The organism is Georgenia sp. Z1344 (assembly GCF_057652375.1).
Genome location: NZ_CM172728.1, coordinates 1026985 through 1048775 on the forward strand (window position 1 = coordinate 1026985; position 21791 = coordinate 1048775).

The 21791-nt window shown below is 74.2% G+C and carries 19 protein-coding genes; 12 read left to right on the forward strand and 7 right to left on the reverse strand.

The window, feature by feature from the left end; genetic code table 11:
* Nucleotides 1-93 precede the first annotated feature (93 nt).
* Both AC24FB_RS04490 and AC24FB_RS04495 read right to left on the reverse strand, forming a co-directional pair.
* Nucleotides 94-1275 carry an adenylate/guanylate cyclase domain-containing protein gene (locus AC24FB_RS04490; RefSeq protein WP_425715668.1) on the reverse strand — a complete coding sequence of 394 codons (1182 nt, stop codon included), beginning with the start codon at nucleotides 1273-1275 and terminating at the stop codon, nucleotides 94-96.
* Nucleotides 1276-1356: 81 nt separating this feature from the next.
* On the reverse strand, nucleotides 1357-2217 hold the full coding sequence (locus AC24FB_RS04495; RefSeq protein WP_425715612.1) for a biotin--[acetyl-CoA-carboxylase] ligase: 861 nt from the start codon (nucleotides 2215-2217) through the stop codon (nucleotides 1357-1359).
* A gap of 166 nt (nucleotides 2218-2383) precedes the next feature.
* Between AC24FB_RS04495 and AC24FB_RS04500 the strand changes: the two genes are divergently transcribed.
* Nucleotides 2384-4048 carry an acyl-CoA carboxylase subunit beta gene (locus AC24FB_RS04500; protein ID WP_487561068.1) on the forward strand — a complete coding sequence of 555 codons (1665 nt, stop codon included), beginning with the start codon at nucleotides 2384-2386 and terminating at the stop codon, nucleotides 4046-4048.
* Complete coding sequence (locus AC24FB_RS04505) at nucleotides 4045-4428, forward strand: acyl-CoA carboxylase epsilon subunit (protein WP_425715613.1); 384 nt, start codon at nucleotides 4045-4047, stop codon at nucleotides 4426-4428. The genes AC24FB_RS04500 and AC24FB_RS04505 overlap by 4 nt, the downstream gene beginning before the upstream one ends.
* Here AC24FB_RS04505 and AC24FB_RS04510 read toward each other — a convergent pair.
* The 3 genes from AC24FB_RS04510 to AC24FB_RS04520 form a co-directional block, all read right to left on the reverse strand.
* The gene (locus AC24FB_RS04510) at nucleotides 4419-4994 is read right to left on the reverse strand and encodes a hypothetical protein (RefSeq protein ID WP_425715615.1); all 576 of its coding nucleotides are present in this window, start codon (nucleotides 4992-4994) and stop codon (nucleotides 4419-4421) included. The genes AC24FB_RS04505 and AC24FB_RS04510 overlap by 10 nt on opposite strands.
* Nucleotides 4995-5238: 244 nt before the next feature.
* Nucleotides 5239-6363 (reverse strand): hypothetical protein, encoded by a 1125-nt coding sequence (locus AC24FB_RS04515; RefSeq protein WP_425715616.1) that lies wholly within the window; start codon nucleotides 6361-6363, stop codon nucleotides 5239-5241.
* A 16-nt stretch (nucleotides 6364-6379) separates the two neighbouring features.
* Entirely contained in the window at nucleotides 6380-7447 is a 1068-nt protein-coding gene (locus tag AC24FB_RS04520) for a hypothetical protein (protein WP_425715617.1), read from the reverse strand.
* A 187-nt stretch (nucleotides 7448-7634) separates the two neighbouring features.
* Between AC24FB_RS04520 and AC24FB_RS04525 the strand changes: the two genes are divergently transcribed.
* Nucleotides 7635-9098: a CAP domain-containing protein gene (locus AC24FB_RS04525; RefSeq protein ID WP_425715618.1), complete on the forward strand. Its 1464-nt coding sequence runs from the start codon at nucleotides 7635-7637 to the stop codon at nucleotides 9096-9098.
* A gap of 143 nt (nucleotides 9099-9241) precedes the next feature.
* Here the strand turns inward: AC24FB_RS04525 and AC24FB_RS04530 are convergent, their stop codons facing one another.
* Nucleotides 9242-9841: a hypothetical protein gene (locus AC24FB_RS04530; RefSeq protein WP_425715620.1), complete on the reverse strand. Its 600-nt coding sequence runs from the start codon at nucleotides 9839-9841 to the stop codon at nucleotides 9242-9244.
* A 48-nt stretch (nucleotides 9842-9889) separates the two neighbouring features.
* On the opposite strand from AC24FB_RS04530, the gene AC24FB_RS04535 reads away from it, so the two are divergent.
* Nucleotides 9890-10486 carry a helix-turn-helix domain-containing protein gene (locus AC24FB_RS04535; RefSeq protein ID WP_425715622.1) on the forward strand — a complete coding sequence of 199 codons (597 nt, stop codon included), beginning with the start codon at nucleotides 9890-9892 and terminating at the stop codon, nucleotides 10484-10486.
* A 20-nt stretch (nucleotides 10487-10506) separates the two neighbouring features.
* Here the strand turns inward: AC24FB_RS04535 and AC24FB_RS04540 are convergent, their stop codons facing one another.
* Nucleotides 10507-11313 carry a DUF1028 domain-containing protein gene (locus tag AC24FB_RS04540; RefSeq protein ID WP_425715624.1) on the reverse strand — a complete coding sequence of 269 codons (807 nt, stop codon included), beginning with the start codon at nucleotides 11311-11313 and terminating at the stop codon, nucleotides 10507-10509.
* A 153-nt stretch (nucleotides 11314-11466) separates the two neighbouring features.
* On the opposite strand from AC24FB_RS04540, the gene AC24FB_RS04545 reads away from it, so the two are divergent.
* The 8 genes from AC24FB_RS04545 to AC24FB_RS04580 all read left to right on the forward strand — a co-directional run bounded on the left by AC24FB_RS04545 (nucleotide 11467) and on the right by AC24FB_RS04580 (nucleotide 21762).
* Entirely contained in the window at nucleotides 11467-13035 is a 1569-nt protein-coding gene (locus tag AC24FB_RS04545) for an ABC transporter substrate-binding protein (RefSeq protein ID WP_425715626.1), read from the forward strand.
* Nucleotides 13036-13048: 13 nt separating this feature from the next.
* Nucleotides 13049-13993, forward strand: a complete 945-nt coding sequence (locus AC24FB_RS04550; RefSeq protein ID WP_425715628.1) for an ABC transporter permease — start codon at nucleotides 13049-13051, stop codon at nucleotides 13991-13993.
* Nucleotides 13990-14958, forward strand: a complete 969-nt coding sequence (locus AC24FB_RS04555) for an ABC transporter permease (RefSeq protein ID WP_425715629.1) — start codon at nucleotides 13990-13992, stop codon at nucleotides 14956-14958. Before AC24FB_RS04550 ends, AC24FB_RS04555 begins: the two co-directional genes overlap by 4 nt.
* Nucleotides 14955-16007, forward strand: coding sequence for an ABC transporter ATP-binding protein (locus AC24FB_RS04560; protein WP_425715630.1), 1053 nt, complete (start codon nucleotides 14955-14957; stop codon nucleotides 16005-16007). Before AC24FB_RS04555 ends, AC24FB_RS04560 begins: the two co-directional genes overlap by 4 nt.
* The gene (locus tag AC24FB_RS04565; protein WP_425715631.1) at nucleotides 16004-16999 is read left to right on the forward strand and encodes an ABC transporter ATP-binding protein; all 996 of its coding nucleotides are present in this window, start codon (nucleotides 16004-16006) and stop codon (nucleotides 16997-16999) included. Before AC24FB_RS04560 ends, AC24FB_RS04565 begins: the two co-directional genes overlap by 4 nt.
* 25 nt (nucleotides 17000-17024) lie before the next feature.
* Entirely contained in the window at nucleotides 17025-18719 is a 1695-nt protein-coding gene (locus AC24FB_RS04570) for a DUF885 domain-containing protein (RefSeq protein WP_425715632.1), read from the forward strand.
* Between the two features lie 140 nt (nucleotides 18720-18859).
* Nucleotides 18860-19525 carry a Maf family protein gene (locus AC24FB_RS04575; RefSeq protein WP_425715633.1) on the forward strand — a complete coding sequence of 222 codons (666 nt, stop codon included), beginning with the start codon at nucleotides 18860-18862 and terminating at the stop codon, nucleotides 19523-19525.
* A 284-nt stretch (nucleotides 19526-19809) separates the two neighbouring features.
* A complete protein-coding gene (locus tag AC24FB_RS04580) occupies nucleotides 19810-21762 on the forward strand; it encodes an acetyl/propionyl/methylcrotonyl-CoA carboxylase subunit alpha (protein ID WP_425715634.1) in 1953 nt (650 codons plus the stop codon).
* Nucleotides 21763-21791 lie beyond the last annotated feature (29 nt).

Sequence of the window (21791 nt, forward strand, 5' to 3'; positions counted from 1 at the left end):
CGTGGACGTGCCGGGGCGGTCGCGTCGGGGGCTCGGCGGATCGCGACGCGGGCTCAGCCGGTCGCGTGGCGGCACAGCCGGTGGCGTGGGGGCTCAGCCGGTCGCGCGCACGAGCTCGACCGGCGAAACCTGGCCGATCCCCTCGAGGCCGGCGGCCGGCAGCGGGACCATCCGGAACTCACCCACCCGGTCGCGGGCGGAGAGCTCGTCCGCGGTGGCGGAGTCCATGAGGACGGACCCGGCCGGGGCGACGTCGACGAGCCGCGAGGCGAGGTTGACGCTGGGGCCGAAGATGTCGCCGAACCGGGAGACCACCTCGCCCCAGACGAGGGAGGCGCGCACCGGCAGCATGCGCTCCTTCGCCGTGAGCGCGGCGATGAGGTCGACGCACACCTCGGCGGCGAGCACGAGGTCGTCGGCGACGTAGAGGACGGCGTCGCCGATCGTCTTGACGATGCGGGCGCCGGCCGAGGTGATGACGTCGCGCGAGGTGTACTCGAAGGTCTGGACGAGGTCGGCGAGCGCCGCGGAGCCGAGCTCGGTCGACCGGCGCGTGTAGGCGACCATGTCGACGAACCCGAGCGCGCGGGTGAGCGGGTAGCGCTCCGCCGAGCCGGCCGATCCCGGCGCCGTCGCGGGCTCGCGGCTCGCGACCTCCGCCTCCGTGCGGCGCAGGAGCGCGGCGAGCTGGCGCCGCCAGGCGTAGCTCAGCTGCTTCTCGAGCACGTCGGTGTGGTCGCCGACCTTGTCGAGGAACAGGCGCCGGGCGGACGTGTCGTCGATCCCGCGCTGGCGCGAGATCCCCTCGACGAGCGCCTCGGTCTGCCAGAGCACGAGCCGGTCGGTCGTGTGCGACTGCGCGCGCAGCAGCGAGATCGCGGTCGACATGTCGATCCTGCCGTCGTCGAGCTGCGTGGCCATCGAGCGCAGCGCCGCGACGTCCGAGTCGGTGAAGACGACGCTCGTCTCGCCGACGTTGGGGAAGCCCATCGCCCGCCAGAACGTGTGGGCGAGCTCGAGGGAGGTCCCGGCCTGCTCGGCCAGCTCGCGGATCGTGTACACGGCGTCGGAACCGATGAGGGCGCGCACCCGGTCGTCGACCGTGCCGGGGCCGATCGCTGCCTCCGCCGGTACCTGAGCCGCACTCTCGACACTGTCGGAGGTGGCCGCCGGCGCCTGAGCCGCACTCTCGGCAAGTTCAGGGGCGCCGGGGTCGACGCGGGCCCCACCGTCGGACGGGCCGACGGCAGGTCGGCCCTCCGGCGTGCGCTGCATCACAGGGCGATCGTAGTGGGTGCCCGCCGGTCGTGGGTGGGCCCTCCGACCTGTGGCCGGTCGGCGGCGTTCAGGCCGGGATCAGGGCGCGACCTCGTCGTCGTGCAGGACGGTCCCGTCCCCCGCCGTCCCGTCCCCGGCGGGGAGCGCCGGGTCGACCTGGACGAACCTCACGTGCGTGACGTCGCCGGTGACGAGGACGTGCTCCTCGCCGGAGTCGTCGACCACGACGAGCGCGCCGGTCGGGTCGAGCCGTTCCGCCCGGCCGGTGATCTCGGAGCCGTCGGGCAGCGTGACGCGCACGGACTTCCCGATCGTGATCGACCCCTGGGCCACCTCGTCGGCCAGCCCCGCCTCCTCCGCGTCGCCGCCCGCCGCCACGAGCCGGTCGAGCAGGCCCGGCAGGTGCGTGCCGATCGCCTCGAGCACCTGCGCGGGCGTGGCGACGACGCCGACGTCGCCGAGGCTCGCCCCCCACTCGACCGGCACGCTGCCGGGGGCGAGGTTGACGCCGATTCCGACGACGAGCGCGCGCGTGCGTGGGCTGACCTCGACGAGGATGCCGGCCACCTTGCGGGCCCGCCCCCAGCCGTCGACCGGATCGGTACCGGCGCCGAGGAGGACCACGTCGTTGGGCCACTTCGTGGCGGCGGGCACGCCGAGGTCGGTGAGCGCCCGGCGCACGGCGAGCGCCACGACGACCGGCACCCAGGTGGTGCGCACCGGCGGCAGGTCGACCCGCAGGACGATCGACGCGGTGAGGGCCGAGCCCTCCGCGGTGACCCACTCGCGCCCGGCGCGGCCCCGTCCGTCGGTCTGGTGGTGCGCCGCGAGCACGGACAGGTGCGGCCAGGCTTCGGGGTCGGTGTCCGCGAGTGCGAGCGCGTCGGCGTTCGTCGAACCGGTCGAGTCGACCTCGACCACGCGGCTGAAGGTGCTCATGGTCAGAGCCAACCACGCGTCGTGGCCCCGCGCGCCCGCCGAGCGTGCGACACGTGGGGGATCTGTGTCGAGATGCGTGGAGACGCGGTCCGGGTGGCATCGATTCCCGGTCCTCGCCCCGCGTCCCGGCGTCGGGGTGGCCGGTCGAGCATCTAGGCTGCCACGGGTGAGCGACGCAGCACCCCACCCCACCGGCACGACCGGAGCCGACCCTGCGACAGGACCCGACGAGGCGAGCGGCCCCGACGGCGTGAGCGGGACCCGGTCGAAGATCGACGACCTCGCCCGCCGGCGCGAGAGCGAGATCGACGCCGTGACCGAGGCCGGCGCGGCCAAGCAGGCCAAGCGGGGCAAGCGCAGCGCGCGCGAGCGGATCGAGGCGCTCCTCGACGTCGGGAGCTTCACCGAGCTCGACGCCTTCGCCACGCTGCGCTCGACCGCGTTCGGCCTGGACAAGAAGCGCGTCTCGGGCGACGGCGTCATCACCGGCCACGGCACGATCGACGGCCGGCAGGTCTGTGTCTACAGCCAGGACTTCACGGTGCTCGGCGGCTCGCTCGGCGAGGTGCACGGCCAGAAGATCGCCAAGGTGATGGACCTCGCCCTGCGCACCGGGGTGCCGATCATCGGGATCTCCGACGGCGGCGGTGCCCGCATCCAGGAGGGCGTCGCGGCCCTCACCCAGTTCGCGGAGATCTTCCGCCGCAACGTGGCTGCCTCCGGCGTCATCCCGCAGATCTCGCTCATCCTCGGGCCGAGCGCCGGCGGTGCCGTGTACTCCCCCGCGCTGACGGACTTCATCGTCATGGCCGAGGGAACGTCGAACATGTTCATCACCGGCCCGGACGTCATCCGGTCGGTCACGGGCGAGGACGTCGGGTTCGAGGAGCTCGGCGGGGCCTCGACGCACTCGACCCGCTCCGGGGTGGCGCACTACGCCGCGTCCGACGAGGACGACGCGATCGACTACGTCCGCGCGCTGCTCTCGTTCCTGCCGAGCAACAACCTCTCCGAGCCGCCGAGCTGGCCGCCGGCGGACGCCGAGGACTCCGCGGAGATCGTGGCCGTGGACCACGAGCTCGACGACCTCGTGCCGGACTCGGACAACCAGCCCTACGACATGCACACGGTCATCGAGCACATCGTCGACTACGGCGAGGCGCTCGAGGTCTCCGCGGCGTTCGCGCCGAACATCATCACCGCGTTCGGGCACGTCGAGGGCCGCCCGGTGGGCATCGTGGCGAACCAGCCGAGCTCGATGGCCGGGACGCTCGACATCGACGCCGCCGAGAAGGCCGCCCGGTTCGTCCGCACGTGCGACGCGTTCAACGTCCCCGTCCTCACGCTCGTCGACGTCCCCGGCTTCCTCCCGGGCACGGACCAGGAGTGGCAGGGCATCATCCGCCGAGGCGCCAAGCTCATCTACGCCTACGCCGAGGCCACCGTCCCGCTCGTCACCGTCATCACGCGCAAGGCGTACGGCGGCGCCTACATCGTCATGGGGTCCAAGCAGCTCGGGGCCGACATCAACCTCGCCTGGCCGACGGCGCAGATCGCGGTGATGGGCGCCGGCGGTGCGGTCAACATCCTCCACCGCGGTGCGCTGAAGAAGGTCGGCGAGGAGGGCGGCGACGTCGAGGCCGAGCGCGCCCGTCTGACCGGCGAGTACGAGGACGCGCTCATCAACCCGTGGGAGGCGGCCCGCCGCGGCGACGTCGACGCGGTGATCGCCCCCCACGAGACGCGCTCCCAGGTGGTCCGGGCGCTGCGGGCGCTGCGCACCAAGCGCGCCACCCTGCCCGAGAAGAAGCACGGGAACATCCCGCTGTGACCGAGGGGGACGCGCGGGACTGGTCCGGGCCCGAGGGCGACGACGAGCTCGTCGCCGACGCGCGCCGCGACCTGGGCAACGGCCCGTCCACCGAGGACGTCGCGGCGCTCGCCGCGCTCACGGTGGTCTCCGGGACCCCCGACGAGGACGAGCTCGCGGCCCTGCTCGCCGGCCTCGCGACGGCGCGGGCGCTCGCGCGCACCGACGACGCGGACGGCGGCGGGACGGGCGAGGCGGGACGGCCCCGGGGCGGCGTGACGGCCGGCGCGGCGGGGTCCGGCGGTGCCGGTCGGGCGACGTCGGCCTGGGGCGACCACGCCCACCGGCTCGGCGTTCGACGCGCGGGCGCGGGCGCCTGGCGCTGGTCCGCTCAGCGGTAGCCGGGGAGCGAGGTCGGGCCCGGTGGCGAGACCGGGCCCGGTGGCGAGACCGGGCGAGGGGACGGGAACGGCTCCGGGACGGCCCACCCGTACTGCTTCGCGAATGCGGTCGTCAGCTGCGCGAGGCTCGGGGCGCGCACCGCGACGGCGATCTCGTGCAGGAGCCGCGCGTCGGACTCGGGCATCGTCGGGGCGACCATCCGCATCCGGAAGGGTCGGGCGGCCTGCGTGCCGGACCGGAGCGTCACGTAGATCATGGTGTCGCCCGCCGGGTAGCCCTGCGCCGGCGGCAGCGCCCGCGGGTCGGGCCGCTCGCCCTTGCGCTTGAAGTAGGGCAGGAAGCCGACGTCGGCGAGGTCGTCGAGCGAGGTGCGCTCGCCGCGCACCGTGACGGTCCGGGCGCCGAGGTCGACGACGATCCGCCCGCGGAGCCGCGCCCCGACGAACCCGAGCACGGCGAGAATGACGAGCACGGTGCCGACGGCGGCGACCAGCGCCTCCTCGGGCGTGGCCTGGTCCCGGTGACCCCAGCCACCCTCGACCTGGAGGAGGAAGTACCCGATCACCCCGCACGGCACGGCGTAGAGGAGGGCGCGCCAGAGAGTTCCCCAGAGGGACGGGCGTGGAATCGTGACCGGACCGCGCACCGGTGTCCCGTGACCCGGCAGCCCGTGGCCCGGCCCTGGGGCGCCATGCCCCGGCGGCGGGGCGCCATGCCCAGACGACGGCGTCCCGCTCGTGGGCGACCACGGCGGCTGGTGTCCGGTCACGCGGGTCAGGGTATCCGGGCCCGCGGGCCGCACCCGCCTCTCAGGACGGGTGGCCCGTGCCGGCTCCGAACAGCTCCCACATCCCCCGGAGGCGCGCCGAGATCCGGAGCATGACGGCGCGACCCACCGGTCCGGAGCGCCGGAGCCACTCGACGACCTCCCCCGTGGCCGAGGGGCTGAGCAGCATGCCCAGCTCGGCGAGGTACCGGGGGCCGTCCTGCGCGGCGACGGCCGTGACGTCGCGCGAACCGGTCAGGACGGCGAGCGCCCGGACCACCTCGACATCGAGTACAGGGGTCGAGACCTCGCCGAGGACGACCCTCCCCGACTCCGGCTCGAGCGGCTCGAGGATCTCCCCGCCCCCGCGCGAGGCCGCGCCGAGCCGGCCGGCGTCGACCCCGGACGCGACGAGCGCCGCCACCACGGCGCGCGCCGCACCGGGGTCGCCGAGCATGACGAGGCGGACGGCATCCGGGTCGACGCCGAGGCTCCGGGAGACCGCGCGCGTGCCGGCAGGCTCGGGTCGGTCGACGACGGCCCCGCGGAGGACGGACCGGACCGTGGCCTCGGGCGTGCCGTCCGCGGGCGGCTCGAGCCAGCCCGGCGGGTCGAGCAGCCCGCGCTCGACCATGGCGCGCACGACCGGGGCGGTCGCCCCACCCGCGCGCCCGAGGACGTCGGCGACCCGCTCGACGTGGCGCCGCGGCAGCCGCCGCACGAGCGGCACACCCATGAGGAGGATGCGGGCGACGACGACACCGCCCGCGCTCAGCTCCAGCTCCTGGGGCGCGGACGTCGGGGTCGGCGCCCACCAGGTGGCGCCGGGCCGGGAGCCGGCGCGGAAGCTGTCGAGGTCCGCGAGGGGCGTGGCCGTACCGCCGGAGTGGATCGTGCCAGTGTCGAGATCCGCGGTGACCGGCGGGTACCGCCGGGCGACCTGCCGCAGGAGGAGCAGCGCGAGGACCGCCCCCGTCAGCGCTCCGGCCGCGCCGCCCACGACGACCTCCCCGCTGCGCACCTCCGCGATCTCACCGCGGAGGTCGGCCAGGCCGACCCCGACCATGGCGCCGGCGAGCCCGAGCAGCGCGACACCGATCACCACGACGTGGAGGTTGTGCCGGTAGAGGTTCGGGGTGAGCCGGACCAGCTCCTCGGGCCCGCTCACGCCGCGGGTCCGCGGCTCACGTGGCCGAGACCTCGTGGCCGTAGCGCGCCCACACCTTGCGCAGGCCGGCGTCGGAGTCGAGCTGCTTGTCCCGTGCCGCGGGCCGGGCGGAGGCGAGCTGCTCGAGCATCTGTCGGGCGCCGGCGGGATTGACGAGGCGCACGTACTCGAAGACCGCGGCCGTCGAGTCCTCACCGGTGATGCCCGTGAGGTCGCGCGGCCCCTCGGTGAGCACGGTGACGGCGCGGGCCCGCTCGGCGAGCACGGCGGCATCGACGCCGGGCCCGTCGCTCGTGCCCGCCCCGCCGGAGGCGGCGTCGTCGGCGGGTCCCTGGAGGCGCTCGACCTGGATGCCGGCCCGGGCGAGCGCCCGTGCGACCTCCCGGGAGGCGCGCACGCTGCCACCGATGGTCGCGGACAGGGCCTCGACGGGGAGGGAGAGGTTCGCGGCGACGCGGGCGAGGCCGGCCGGGTCGGGACGCCCGGTGAGCGGGCCCACGAGGAGGTAGCGGACCATGCCCTCGGGCCGGTCGGGGTCGGGCACCTCGTGCCAGGCGGGCCGCTCGATCATGCCGCTGACGACGAGCGCCTCGACGGCGTCGGCCGCGGGCGCCGCCGAGGTGCGGTGGATGGCCTCGGCGAGCAGCTGGGCCTGCGGCCCGGGGAGGCGCCGGAGCGGGGCGCCCCGGAGGTAGACGGGCGCGACGACGTCGGTGCCGCGCCCGAACGCCATGTGGACGCCCGGCTTCCCGAAGGTGCCGAAGCTCGCCGGCCCGATGTGCAGCTGGTCGATCTCGGCGAGCGGCACGGTGCGGCCCTTGGCGGCGATCGTCGCGGCGCCGAGGTCCGCGTCGACGCGCACGTAGGGGCGCAGGGTGAGCCACAGGATGCCGACCATGAGCACGAGACCGATGCCGAACCCGCCGATCGTCCATGCCGTGGTGCCCCCACCGGCGGCGAACCCGGCGAACGCGCCGACGAGCGAGACGCCCACCGTGATGAGGAGGAGGACAGGGGCGTTGTCGACGATCGCGCCCCGGGTGATCGGCTGCGGTCCGGGCGGCGTCGGTGCTGGTGAGGTCACGCGGCCGAGGCTACCGGGGGCGTGCGGGCGTCCTGCGGGTGCTCGCGGCCGGCCGGGGTGCGGTCGGCGAGCAGCCGATGAGCGGTCGATGAGCGACCGGTGAGACATGACACAACTCCTCGACCCGATCGAAGGTCACGGTTTAGCGTCGCCCGGTAACTTTCCGATAACGAGGAGAACCCCCGACGTGTTCGCACCCCCGCGCGGCCGCCACGCACGGCACCGCACCCTTGCCCCCCGGGTCGCCACCGCACTGCTGACCGTCGCCGCGGCGACGTCGGTCGCGACGAGCGCCCAGGCCGCCGAGGCCCCGGCCGGCGTCCGCACCGTGACCCCTTCGATCCGCACCGACGCCGGCTGGCAGAACCAGGTCGCCAACGCGATCGCGGCGCAGACCAACGCCTACCGCGCAGCCAACGGCCTCTCGCAGCTCACCCGCACCGGCTCGATCGACTCCGTCGCCCAGTCCTGGTCCAACCACCAGGCGAGCATCGGCGCCATGGTCCACCGCGGCGACTACGGCCGCTCCGCCGTGCCCGCCGGCTCCTCGGGGACCTCCGAGATCCTGTCCTGGGGCATCTACCCGGACCACCAGGCCGACTACTTCATGAGCCAGTGGCGCAACTCCCCGGTGCACAACAACATCCTGCTCACCGGGTCCTACACGCACTTCGGCGTCGGCGTGGCCGTCTCGGCCGACGGGCGCGTGTTCGCCACGCAGAACTTCGCCACCTACGCCGGTGGCGGCCCCTCCGGCTCCACCCCCACGGCCGATGCGCCCGCCGAGACCGCCCCCGAGGTCGAGGCCGAGCCCCAGGCCGAGGCGGAGCCGCAGGCCGAGCCCGAGATCGAGCAGGAGCCCACGACGGACGCCGAGGCCGCCCGCGAGGCCGACGCCGCGACCCGCGACACCGCCCGCACCGAGCCGGAGCCGGCCCCCGAGCCCGAGCCGGTGCCCGGCACGCCGCGCTTCCTCCTGTCCGACGAGCTCGCCGGCAACGCCGTGCACAGCTTCCTCTACGGGGTCGAGGGCGACGAGATCTTCGTCGGCGACTGGGACGGCGACGGCAGCGACACGATCGCGGTACGCCGTGGCAGCGAGCTGCACATCACGAACACGCTGGGCACCGGCCCTGCGGAGCACGTCGTCGAGCTCGGCGACGCGGGCGACGAGCTCGTCCAGGGCGACTTCGACGGCGACGGCACCGACACCTTCGCGATCCGCGACGGCAACGTCATGGAGATCGTCAACGACCTCGACAACCCGGGCGAGATCGAGTTGGCGGCCTTCGGCGCCGACGGCGACACGCTGCTCGTCGGCGACTGGGACGGCGACGGGACCGACACGTTCGGCATCCGCCGCGGCGCCGACGTCATCTGGACGAACGACCCGGCCGGCGCGTCCGTCGACGGCGAGCTCTCCCTCGGCCGCGACTCCGACCTCGTCCTCGTGGGCGACTGGGACGGCGACGGCGCGGACAGCGTCGCCCTCCAGCGCGGCGCGGACTTCTTCGTGACGAACGAGAACTCCTCCGACGCCGAGATCACCGAGACCCGCTACGGGCGCGACGGCGACACCGCCGCGTTCGGCGACTGGGACGGCGACGGCTCCGACAGCCTCGGGGTCGTCCGCATCGAGCAGACCCGCTGACGCGTGGCGGGCCGTCCTCTACCGGCCCGCCACGCCCCGGCGCCTGCACGCCACGACGGGGTCGTCGGTCCACCCGGACCGGTGGCCCCGTCGTCGTGCGTGGGGGCCGCGGCCGCGTCGATGCGTCGTCGGCCGGCCGTCGGTCAGCGCGGCGGCGGCCAGCCGTATGCCTCGTGGATCAGGCGCCGCGAGAGGTCGGAGTCGGGGGCGCCGCTCACGCGGGCGAGCTCGGCGAGCAACCAGGCGTCCCGCTCGCGGAGCCGGCCACCGAGCGGCCCCGAGAGCGCCCTCGAGGCCCGAACCCCCGACGCCAGGCACACCCAGATCGCCGCGCCCTCCTTCGCGGACGCCCGCACACCACTGCCGAAGGCACCGCGCCGGGCGGCGTCCGCGTGGGGCGTGATCCCGGCGATCGCCTCGAACCCGACCGTCTCGTCCCGGACCCGCACGCGCCGGCCGACGAGGTCGACCTCCAGCGGGCGACCATGCTGCCGCAGGACGAGCACGAGGATGGCGAGGACCACGACCGTCGAGAGGGCAAGGACGACGACGTGGAGGCCCCAGGGGATCGGAGCGTCCGTCCCGTTGCGCCACCAGTGCTCGACCACGAGGACCACGGCGCCCAGCGCCAGCACGGGCGCGAGCCAGAGCACCACGCGCCGGAGGTTGTCCCGGAGCCGGTGCGGCCTGACAGTCTCGAGACCGGCGGCAGGGACGAGGTCGGGGTAGTCGGACCGGCGCACGGAGCCACGATAGGCGGGCGACGAACGCCCCTGGTTAGGGTCGACGCCATGACACCGCGCGCCGCGAGCGACGACGACGTCCCCGGCGGCCCCGCCGCCGACCTGGCCGAGACCGCCCGGGCCCAGCGGCTGCGCCTCGGCCTGCGGGTCGGGGACGTCGCCGCCCGTGCGGGCCTGTCCGTCGGCCTGGTCTCCCAGCTCGAGCGCGGCCAGGGCAACCCCGCGCTCAGCACGCTCCGCTCGCTGGCCGACGCGCTCGGGATGGGCGTCACCGACCTCCTCGAGCCGCGCCGCGAGAGCCAGTCAGCCCTCGTCCGTGCCGGCGAGGGGCGACGCCTGCGGACCCCCGACGAGAGCCCCGGACTCGAGCGCGAGCTCCTCACCCCGAGCCTCGACGCCCCGCTGCAGGTCATCCGCACCGTCGTCCCCGTCGGCCTGACGAACGAGTCCCGCCCCTACCGGCACCTCGGCACCGAGGCGGTCCACGTCCTCTCCGGCGAGCTCGACGTCACCGTCGACGGACGGACGAGCCGGCTGCGCGCCGGGGACACCCTGACCTACGACTGCTCGACCGGCCACTGGTGGGCGAACCCCGGCCCCGACGAGGCCGTCGTCCTCGGCGTCACCGTGCCGCTGAGCCGCTGAGCCGCCGGAGGGCTCGCCCACTACCCGTCGCTGCGCTCGACCTCCGCGGCCTCCCCCTCGGCGGTGGCCAGCGCGAGCAGCCGACCCAGCTCGACGACCGGGTCGCGGTGGTCGTCGACCCGGAGGTCGAGCGCCGTCCGCGGCGGGGCCACGTCGTCCTCGTCCACGGCGGCGACGACGAGGGCCGCGGACTGCCGCCCGCGCACGTCTCCCCCGGCCGCCTCGCCCGCCGCCAGGGCAGCCACGAGTCGCCGTCCGAGGTCCCCCGCCCCGCCCGGCCGGGAGTGCGGCTCAGTCCGTCGTCGAGATTGCGGTTCGTCGTCGTCGAGATTGCGGTTCGTCGTCGTCGAGATTGCGGTTCGTCGTCGGGAGTGCGGCTCGGCGACTGATCGAGACTGCGGCTCAGCAGACGACCACGCCCCGCAGTCCCGGTAGGCCGCCAGCATCGCGTCGAGCACGCCCGGCCCCGCGAGGCAGTTGCCGACCACCACGACACGGTCACCTTCGAGGCCCCCCGCCCACGGCGTGCACCCGCTCCCCGTGCGGCTCGCGACCCGCCCGCGGGCGTCGACGAGGGCCACCTGGCGCCGCTCGATCCCCTCGTCCTCGGCTGCGAGGACGTCGACGACATCGGCCGGCGCGAGCCCGGACCGGAGCAGCTCGAGGCCGCGCGGACGGAAGGTCACGTTCGTCCACGCCTGGGTGACGAGCGCTCCGACCCGGGGGGCGAGCGCCGGCACCATCCCGCCGAGCGCGAGCGACGCCGACGCGGTCGCCACGCCGAGGGATGCGCCGTCGTCGGACAGCGCGACGATCGAGTAGGTCACGCCCCCTCCTACCTCCGGCGTCGACGCCGGTCTCGTCCGCGTCACGATGTGACGCCGATCATCATTCGGGCTTGCATCGCCCGCCAACGCCAAGCATAGTGAACTCACGTTCATTACGACGACGTCGTCGTCCCGCACCGGAGGAGATCCCCCATGCGCCTCACAGCCCGCGTCCTGCGCCCGACGGCCGTGGCGGCAGCCGCCCTGCTCGTCCTCGCCGCCTGCGGGGGCGGTGGCGAGTCGGTCGACGTCGACGGCGAGTCCGGATCCGACGGGTCCGGCGGGTCCGGCTCCTCCGGCGAGGTCCTCGTGGCCGCGATCGCCGGCGAGCCCGACCAGCTCGACCCGCACTCGACGACCTCGTACTTCTCGTTCCAGATCCTCGAGAACGTCTTCGACACCCTGGTCGAGCCGGACGAGAACCTCGAGATGCAGCCCGCCCTGGCGGAGTCGTGGGAGACCTCGGAGGACCAGCTCACCTGGACGTTCCAGCTGCGCGAGGGCGTGACCTGGCACGACGGCTCGGAGTTCACGGCCGACGACGTGGCGTACTCGTTCAACCGGATCATCGACGAGGAGCTTGCCGCCTCGTGGCGGTTCGCCGCGGTCGAGTCGGTGACCGCGACCGACGACCTCACGGTCGAGATCCAGGTCAGCGCCCCCTCCCCCAACCTGCTCGCGAGCATCGGCGGGTACAAGGGCGTCGCGATCGTCCAGGAGGAGAACGCCTCCTCCGGCGACATCGCGACCGACCCGATCGGCACCGGACCGTTCTCGTTCGAGACCTACTCCTCCGGGCAGGCCGTCGAGCTTGCCGCCAACCCCGACTACTTCGGCGGGGAGCCGGCGATCGGCGGCGTCGAGTTCCAGTTCATCGCGGAGGCGTCGACGGCGCTGGCCGCGCTGCGCTCCGGTGAGATCCACTGGACGGACAACGTGCCGCCCCAGCAGGTCGAGACGCTCTCCGGCGAGGACGCCCTCGAGATCGGCCAGGTCGGGTCGAACGACTACTGGTACCTCGCCCTCAACCAGGGCAACGAGCCGTGGGACCAGGTCGAGGCGCGGCAGGCGATCGCCTACGCGATCGACCGGGAGGCGATCACGGAGGCCACGATGTTCGGGGCCGCCACCGTCAACCAGACCGCCATCCCCGAGTCCTCGTCCTGGTTCACCGAGTACACGACCTACAGCCACGACCCGGACCGCGCGCTCGAGCTCTTCGACGAGATCGGGGTCGACCCGGCCTCGCTGACGATCGACCTCATGGTCACCTCCGAGTACCCGGAGACCGTCACCGCCGCGCAGATCATCTCGAGCCAGCTCGAGGAGGTCGGGATCACGACGACGATCAACACCCTCGACTTCGGCACCTGGCTGTCCGAGCAGACCGAGGGCAACTTCGACATGCTCATGCTCGGCTGGCTCGGCAACATCGACCCCGACGACTTCTACTACAGCCAGCACCACTCCGAGGGGTCGAACAACCACCAGGGCAACGCGGACCCCGAGCTCGACGAGCTGCTCGACGCCGGCCGCACGGAGACCGACGAGGCCGCCCGCGAGGAGATCTACGACGAGGTGGCCACCCGCGTGGCGGACACCGCGAGCTACATCTACCTCTACAACCCCGACGTCGTGCAGGCCTGGTCGACCGACCTCTCCGGCTACACCGCGCTGCCGGACCGGGCGATCCGGTTCCGCGACGCGGAGATCGCCGACTGAGGCGGGACCTCCCGTGCGCTTCGTCCTCACCCGGATCGGTCACTCGCTGATCGTCCTGCTCGGGGTGACGGTCGTGGTCTTCGCGATCGTCCACCTCGTGCCGGGCGACCCGGTGCGGATCGCCATGGGCACCCGGTTCGACCCGGACACCTACGACGCGCTGCGCGAGCGGGCGGGCCTCGACCGGCCGCTCGTCGAGCAGTACTTCTCCTACGTCGGCCGGGCGGTGACGGGCGACCTCGGCGTCAGCTTCCGCTCCGGCCAGCCGGTCACGCAGATCCTCGCCGAGCGGCTGCCGGCCACGGTGTCGCTGGCTGGCGTCGGCATCGTCATCGCCCTGCTCGTCTCGATCCCGCTCGGCGTCTGGACGGCCACGCACCACGGTTCGGTGTCCGACTCGATCACCCGGGCGGTCAGCCAGCTCGGGGTGTCCCTGCCGAACTTCTTCCTCGCCACCCTGCTCATCCTGCTCTTCTCCACGCAGCTGGGGTGGTTGCCGCCGTCGGGGTACACCTCGATCACCGAGGACCCGGTGGACTGGCTGAGCCACGTCATCATGCCGGCGGTCACGGTCGGGGTCGTCGCGGGCGCGATCCTCACGCGGTACGTGCGCTCGTCCGTCCTCGAGGTCCTCGCGATGGACCACGTGCGCACGGCCGAGTCGAAGGGGCTGCGCCGCTCGACGATCCTGTCCTGGCACGTCCTGCGCAACGCGATGGTCCCGGTCGTCACGATCGTCGGCACCCAGGTGGCGGCGATCCTCGGCGGGGTCATCGTCGTCGAGTTCGTCTTCGCCTGGCCCGGGCTCGGGTACCTCGTCTACGACGCCGTCGAGGCCCGCGACTACCCGGTCGTCCAGGGCGCGGTCCTCCTCATCGCCACGTTCTTCCTCGTCGTCAACCTGCTCGTCGACCTCGCCTACGCGGCGATCGACCCGAGGATCGCGGAGGGCGCATGACCACCGACGACCACGACCCGGCCTCCGGGGCCCCGTCCCCGGCGGGGGAGACACCCACGGGCCCGACGACGAACGGCGCGGGCGCTGCCGCCACCACCGCCGTGGCCGCGCCGCCGCTCGAGCGTCGGCACCCGGTCCGCCGGCTGCTCCGCCGGCCCGTCGCCGTGATCTCGCTCGGCTTCCTCCTGCTCGTCGTCCTCCTCGCGATCTTCGGCGACCTCGTGGCGCCGCAGGGCATCAACGAGGTCGACACGTCCGCCATGCTGCAGGCGCCGAGCCTCGCCCACCCCTTCGGCACGGACGAGGTGGGACGCGACATCCTCTCCCGCGTCATCCTCGCCGCGCAGATCTCGGTGCAGGTCTCGCTCGTGTCCGTCTCGATCGCGCTCGTCGCGGGCGTGACGCTCGGCCTCGTGTCCGGGTTCTTCCGGGGCATCCTCGACACGGTGATCATGCGGATCACCGACGTGATGTTCGCCTTCCCCGAGATGCTGCTGGCCATGGCCGTGGTGGCGATCATGGGCAAGGGCACGACGAGCGTGACGATCGCGATCGCCGTGGTCTACACGCCGATCTTCGCGCGCGTCACCCGGGCCTCCGCCCTGTCGGTGCGCACCGAGACCTACGTCAGCGCGTCCCGCTCGCTCGGCGCAGGACCCGCGCGGCTCATGCTCGGGCACGTGCTCCCGAACTCGGTGGCGCCGATCATCGTCCAGACCTCGCTGTCCCTCGCGTTCGCCATCCTGTCCGAGGCCGCGCTCAGCTTCCTCGGCCTCGGCGTCCAGCAGCCCACCCCCAGCTGGGGCGGCATGCTCAACGTCGCGCGCGAGTTCCCGCAGCAGTGGTGGATGGCCGTCTTCCCCGGGATGGCCGTGTTCCTCACCGTGCTGTCCTTCAACCTGCTGGGCGACGCCCTGCGCGACGTCCTCGACGTGCGCGGCACCGCCGGAGAGGAGCGCCGATGACCGCCGCACCGGCCCTCGAGGTCCAGGGTCTGCACGTGTCCATCCGCGACGCCCGCATCGTCCGCGACGTCTCCTGGTCCGTCGAGCGGGGGCAGACGCTCGGGATCGTCGGCGAGTCCGGGTCGGGCAAGTCGATGTCCGTCCTCGCGGCGTCGGGCCTCATGGGGTCGGACCGGGCCCGGGTCACGGGCCGGTCCCTGCTCGGACCTGCCGCGGACGACGACGACGCCGGGCCGGTCGACCTGCTGACGATGTCCGCCGAGCAGCGGCGGCGCGTGCGGGGGCGGCGCATCGGGTTCGTCTTCCAGGACCCGGCCACCTCGCTCAACCCCCTGCTCGACGTCGAACGGCAGCTGACCGAGGGGACGATCGAGCACCTCGGACTCACGCGCCGAGCGGCCCGCACCCGGGCCCTCGAGCTGCTCGAGCTCGTCGGCATCCCGGACCCCGAGCGGCGCCTGGGCGCCTACCCCCACCAGCTCTCCGGCGGGATGCGCCAGCGCGTGATGATCGCGATCGCGCTCGCGTGCGACCCGGACCTGCTCATCGCCGACGAGGCGACGACCGCCCTCGACGTCACCATCCAGGCGCAGATCCTCGACGCCGTGCGGGACCTGCGGGAGCGGCTCGGCACGGCGGTCGTGTGGATCAGCCACGACCTCGCCGTCGTCGGGTCGATCGCCGACGAGGTCGTCGTCATGTACGGCGGGGAGATCGTCGAGCAGTCCGAGACCGTCGAGCTCTTCCGGTCGACGGCGCACCCCTACACGCGCGGCCTGTTCGAGTCCCGCCCGCGTGCCGGCGGGGACGGCTCGCCGCTGACGACGATCCCCGGGGCGCCGCCGGACCCGCGCGCCGTGCCGCCCGGCTGCGTGTTCTGGGACCGCTGCTCGGTCCGCGGCGATGCCCGGTGCGAGAGCGAGCACCCCGAGCTGCGGGAGGTCTCCCCCGGTCACCTCGCCCGGTCGTGGTACCGGGCGGACATGGGGCCGATCGACGGTGGTGGTACGGCTCGCGCGGAGTCGGATCTCGTGGAGGAGGACGCATGAGCGACCAGCCGCTGCTCGAGGTCGAGGACCTCGTCGTGCGCTTCCCCGTGCGCGGGTCCCGCACGGCGCGCGTGCACGCCGTCGAGGACGTCTCGCTGACGATCCGGGCCGGGCAGACGCTCGGGCTCGTCGGGGAGTCCGGCTCGGGAAAGTCCACCGTGGGCAACGCGATCATGCGCCTCGTGCCGGCTACCTCGGGGACGGTGCGGCTCGAGGGGCGCGACGTGCTCGCCGCGCGGGGCGCCGAGCTCAAGGCGCTGCGCCGCGACGTCGCGATGGTCTTCCAGGACCCCCGGGCGGCGCTCGACCCGCGCTGCACGGTGGCCACGTCGGTGAGCGAGCCCCTGCGGATCCACGGGATCGGCGAGCGGGCGGGGAGACGGCGGCGCGTGAGCGAGCTCCTCGACCTCGTGGGGCTGCCCGAGCGGTTCGCGGACCGGTACCCGCACGAGATCTCCGGCGGTCAGCGCCAGCGGGTGTGCATCGCCCGCGCGCTCGCCTCGGGGCCGAAGCTGCTCATCCTCGACGAGGCGACCGCCTCCCTCGACGTCTCCGTCCAGGCACAGGTGATGAACCTGCTCAAGGAGCTGCAGACCGAGCTCGGGCTCGGGTACCTGTTCATCAGCCACGACCTCGCCTCGGTCGAGCACATGTCCGACGACGTGCTCGTCATGTACCTCGGACGGGCGATGGAGTCCGCCCCGGCGTCCTCCCTCTACGGCACGGCCGGGCACCCGTATACGCAGGCCCTCATGTCCGCGATCCCGCTCGAGGACCCGGTCGCCGAGCGGGAGCGGCGGCGGATCATCCTCGCCGGCGACGTCCCCTCGCCCATCGACCCGCCGTCGGGCTGCGTGTTCCGGACCCGCTGCCCGCTCGCGATCGATGCGTGCGCGCAGGAGCAGCCGGCCCCGGTCGACCTCGGGACCGGCCACTCCTCGTGGTGCGTACGCGCCGGCGAGCAGGTGGTCGACAAAGCGCTCGCCGGGTGAGTCGGAGCACCCCTAGCCTGGGCCGGTGACCACGACGACGCCCGAGCCCGCCCCGCGCACCGCCACCGCGATCGACGAGCTGGCCGAGCGCCACCTCGCCGCCGCCGCGGCCCTCGACCCGACCGAGGCGACCGACATGGGGCTGCCCGGGCACGAGCACGAGTGGCCGGACCTCTCCCCCGCCGGCGTGGCCGCCCGGGCGGACCAGCGCCGCGGCACGCTCGCCGAGCTCGCGGGGATCGAGCCGGCCGACGACGTCGACGCCGTGACCGCCGACGTCCTGCGCGAGCGCCTCGGCGCCGAGATCGCGCTGCACGAGGCGGGCGAGGACCTCGCCCCGATCAACAACCTCTCCTCACCGATCCAGTTCCTTCGCGACACGTTCGACCTCATGGCGACCGAGACCGCCGAGCACTGGTCGTGGATCTCCGAGCGCCTCCGCACTCTCCCGGACGCGCTGGCGGGCTACACGGAGTCGCTGCGGGCCCAGGCCGCCCGCGGGAGGTACCCGTCGAAGCGCCAGGTGCGGATCGGCGTCGAGCAGGCGCGTGAGCTCGCCGGCGAGGACTCCTTCTTCACGTCGTTCGCGGCCGGGGCCCGGGTCGACGGCGCCGAGCCGTCCGCCGAGCTGGCCGCCGACCTGACGCGGGGCGCCGAGGCGGCGCGGGCGGCCTACGGCGCTCTCGCCGAGGTGATCGGGACGGAGCTGGCGCCGCACGCGGAGGCGGGCGACGCCGTCGGGGCCGAGCGCTACGCACTGCACTCGCGCTACTTCCTCGGTGCGGACGTCGATCTCGAGGAGACGTACACGTGGGGGCTCGAGGAGGTCGCGCGGCTCACGGCCGAGCAGGAGGCCGTCGCGGCGGAGCTGTACGGGCCCCGCACCACGGTCGCCGAGGCGATGGCGCGGCTCGACGCGGACCCGGCGCGGAAGCTCCACGGCACCGACGCGCTGCAGGCGTGGATGCAGGAGACCTCCGACCGGGCGGTCGCCGAGCTGGCCGAGTCCTCGTTCGACATCCCCGGGCCGGTGCGCCGGCTCGAGTGCCGCATCGCCCCGACCCAGACCGGCGGCATCTACTACACCGCGCCGAGCATGGACTTCTCGCGGCCAGGCCGGATGTGGTGGTCCGTGCCGAAGGGCGTGACCGAGTTCGGCACCTGGCGCGAGCTGACGACCGTCTACCACGAGGGCGTGCCCGGCCATCACCTGCAGACCGGACAGACGGCCTACCGCTCGTCGCTGCTCAACACCTACCGGCGGGTCGGCGTGTGGGTCTCCGGCCACGGCGAGGGGTGGGCGTTGTACGCCGAGCGGCTGATGGAGCAGCTGGGCTACCTCGACGACCCGGGCGACCGCATGGGCATGCTCGACGGCCAGCGGATGCGCGCGGCCCGCGTCGTCCTCGACATCGGCGTGCACCTGGGGCTGCCCCGCCCCGCCGACCTCGGCACGGGGCCCTGGGACGCCGAGGTCGCGTGGCCCTACCTCCAGGAGAACGCGAACTCCGACGACGCCTTCCTCGCCTTCGAGCTCGACCGCTACATGACCTGGCCCGGCCAGGCGCCGAGCTACAAGGTGGGCCAGCGGATCTGGGAGCAGATCCGGGACGAGACCGCCGAGCGCGAGGGCGCCGACTTCGACCTCAGGCGGTTCCACCGGCGGGCGCTCGACGTCGGCTCGGTCGGCCTCGACACCCTCCGCCGCGCCCTCGCCTGACCCTCGCCCCCGTTTCGTCGAGATTGCGGTTGGTGCACGTCGAAATTGCGGTTGGTGCACGCCGAAACTGCGGTTGGGAGACCGCCTGCGCGTCGAGAGTGCGGTTGGGAGCCGTCCGTACCGCCGATAGCCTGCCGCTCGTGCTTCGCCTCCTGCTCGCCTCCGCCTCGCCCGCCCGCACCGCCACGCTGACCGCGGCGGAGATCGTGCACGACGTCCAGGTCTCCGACGTCGACGAGCCCGCCGTGCTCGAGGCGCAGGCGCGCGCGGCGGCGGAGGCGGGCGCTCCCCCACTCTCGCCCGCCGACCAGGTCCTCGCGCTCGCCCGCTCCAAGGCGGAGGACGTCGCAGGCCACCTGGCACCGGCGCCCGGCGAGCGGGTCCTCGTGCTCGGGTGCGACTCCATGCTCGAGGCCGACCTCGGCGCCGGGGTCGAGGTGGTGGGCAAGCCCGGCGACCCCGAGACGGCGACCCGGCGGTGGCGCGCGATGCGCGGCGGCACGGGCGTGCTGCACACCGGGCACTGGCTCGTCGACGCCGGGGCCGGCCGGGACGGCGGGGTCGGCGTCGGGGGCGTGTCCTCGGCCGTCATCCTCTTCGCCGACCTCTCCGACGACGAGATCGACGCCTACGTGGCGACCGGCGAGCCGCTGAAGGTGGCCGGCGGATTCACGGTGGACGGGATCGGGGGGCCGTTCGTCGCGGGGATCGAGGGGGACTTCCACGGGGTCGTCGGGGTCTCGCTGCCGCTGCTGCGCGACCTGCTCGGGCAGCACGGTGTCTCGGTGACCGAGCTCTGGGCCTGACGACGAACCGCACCCTCGACGACGTCGAACCACGACCTCGGTGCAGGTCGCACTGACCCGCACTCTCGACCGACGCGGGGCGACCAACCGCAATCTCGGCGTGCACGAACCGCAATCTCGACGACTGCGGGGGCCTTGACCCGCACTCTCGACCACGGCGGGAATCGGGCGGGCCGCGCAGAACGTCACACCACCCCTGATTGGGCCTCGACGCACCCTCGGCTAACGTAGCGGGGCACGCGCGCACGCAGGCGTCCGCGCACCCACCGGCAGCGAGGAGAGGCATGGCGAACGACGGGACGTACCCGCTGCCCCGCAAGGTGCTCGTGGCCAACCGCGGCGAGATCGCCGTCCGGGTGGTGCGCGCCTGCCGCGACGCCGGGATCGCCACCGTCGCCGTCTACGCCGACCAGGACCGCGAGGCGCAGCACGTGCTGCTCGCCGACGAGGCCTACGCCCTGTCCGGGACCCGCGCCGCCGAGACGTACCTCGACGCCGGCAAGGTCCTCGACGCCGCCCGACGCTCCGGCGCCGACGCGCTGCACCCGGGCTACGGCTTCCTGTCCGAGGACGCCGAGTTCGCGAGCGCCGTCACCGACGCCGGGATCCTGTGGATCGGCCCGCCGCCGGCCGCGATCGAGTCGCTCGGCGACAAGGTGACCGCCCGCCGGATCGCCCAGTCCGTCGGAGCCCCGCTCGTGCCCGGCACGAAGGACCCGGTCGCCGGCGCGGCCGAGATCGAGGCGTTCGGCGCCGAGCACGGCTACCCGCTCGCCATCAAGGCGGCCTTCGGCGGCGGCGGCCGCGGCCTGCGCGTGGCCCGCAGCGCCGAGGAGGTCACCGCCCAGTACGACTCCGCGGTCCGCGAGGCCACGGCGGCGTTCGGGCGCGGCGAGTGCTTCGTCGAGCGGTTCCTCGACCGCCCCCGGCACCTCGAGACCCAGTGCCTCGCCGACACCCACGGCAACGTGGTCGTGGTCTCCACCCGCGACTGCTCGCTGCAGCGCCGGCACCAGAAGCTCGTCGAGGAGGCGCCCGCGCCGTTCCTCACGGACGAGCAGAACGCGCGTCTCGTCGAGTCGTCGAAGGCGATCCTCTCGGCGGCCGGCTACGTCGGCGCCGGCACGTGCGAGTTCCTCCTCGGGGTGGACGGCACGATCTCCTTCCTCGAGGTCAACACCCGCCTCCAGGTCGAGCACCCGGTGACCGAGGAGGTCAGCGGGATCGACCTCGTGCGCGAGCAGCTGCGCCTCGCGGCCGGCGAGCCCCTCGGCTACGACGAGGTCCCGCTGCGCGGCCACTCGATCGAGCTGCGGATCAACGGCGAGGACCCCGCGTCCGGCTTCATGCCCGCGCCCGGCACCGTCTCCGAGCTCGCGTGGCCCGCGGGCCCGGGCATCCGCGTGGACTCCGGCGTGGTCGCGGGCGACGAGATCTCCGGCGCGTTCGACTCGATGCTCGCCAAGATCATCGTCACCGGCGCCACCCGCACCCAGGCGATCGAGCGCGCGCGCCGCGCCCTGCGCGAGACCCGCGTGGCCGGCGTCCCCACGGTCCTGCCGTTCCACGCCTCGGTGCTCGACCACCCCGACTACGTCGCCGCCGACGGCCCCGAGGCCTTCCGCGTCCACACCACGTGGATCGAGAACGACTACGCCGAGGAGCTCAGCGGCCTGCCGAGCACCCGCCCCGAGACCCCGCCGGCCGACGAGCCCGCGCCGGAGCCGGCCCCGACCGAGAGGGTCGTCGTCGAGGTCGGCGGCAAGCGCCTCGAGGTCGTCATCCCCGCGGGCCTGGGGATCTCCCAGAACCGCTTCGGCCGCGGCCCGGTCCGCCGGCCCCTGCGCCGCTCCGGTGCCGCCCGCGGTACCGGAGGTGCCGGCGGTTCGGGCGGCGACGCGCTCAAGGCCCCCATGCAGGGCACGATCGTCACGTTCGCCGTGGCCGAGGGCGACCTCGTCGAGGCCGGCCAGACGGTCGTGGTCCTCGAGGCCATGAAGATGGAGCAGCCGCTCGCCGCGCATCGCGCCGGCCGCGTGACCGGGCTGTCCGGCACCGCCGGCGCCACCGTCTCGGCGGGGACCGTCATCTGCTCGATCGTCGACGCCGGGTCCGACGCCACGCCCGACGCCGCAGGGTCGCCCCCCGCGGGGGACGGCGCCCCGGGCGGGGACGCCCCGGGAACGGACACCCCCGAGACGACGCCGTCGCCGGTCCCGCTGCCGCCCGCCCCGTGACCGCCCCCGGCCCTCCCCCGTCCGCGCGA

Bases quoted from the DNA above. Each gene is read 5' to 3' on its own strand.
- AC24FB_RS04490 (WP_425715668.1), bottom strand. From the start codon at position 1,275: ATGCAGCGCACGCCGGAGGGCCGACCTGCCGTCGGCCCGTCCGACGGT.
- AC24FB_RS04495 (WP_425715612.1), bottom strand. From the start codon at position 2,217: ATGAGCACCTTCAGCCGCGTGGTCGAGGTCGACTCGACCGGTTCGACG.
- AC24FB_RS04535 (WP_425715622.1), top strand. From the start codon at position 9,890: ATGACACCGCGCGCCGCGAGCGACGACGACGTCCCCGGCGGCCCCGCC.
- AC24FB_RS04545 (WP_425715626.1), top strand. From the start codon at position 11,467: ATGCGCCTCACAGCCCGCGTCCTGCGCCCGACGGCCGTGGCGGCAGCC.
- AC24FB_RS04555 (WP_425715629.1), top strand. From the start codon at position 13,990: ATGACCACCGACGACCACGACCCGGCCTCCGGGGCCCCGTCCCCGGCG.
- AC24FB_RS04560 (WP_425715630.1), top strand. From the start codon at position 14,955: ATGACCGCCGCACCGGCCCTCGAGGTCCAGGGTCTGCACGTGTCCATC.
- AC24FB_RS04565 (WP_425715631.1), top strand. From the start codon at position 16,004: ATGAGCGACCAGCCGCTGCTCGAGGTCGAGGACCTCGTCGTGCGCTTC.
- AC24FB_RS04580 (WP_425715634.1), top strand. From the start codon at position 19,810: ATGGCGAACGACGGGACGTACCCGCTGCCCCGCAAGGTGCTCGTGGCC.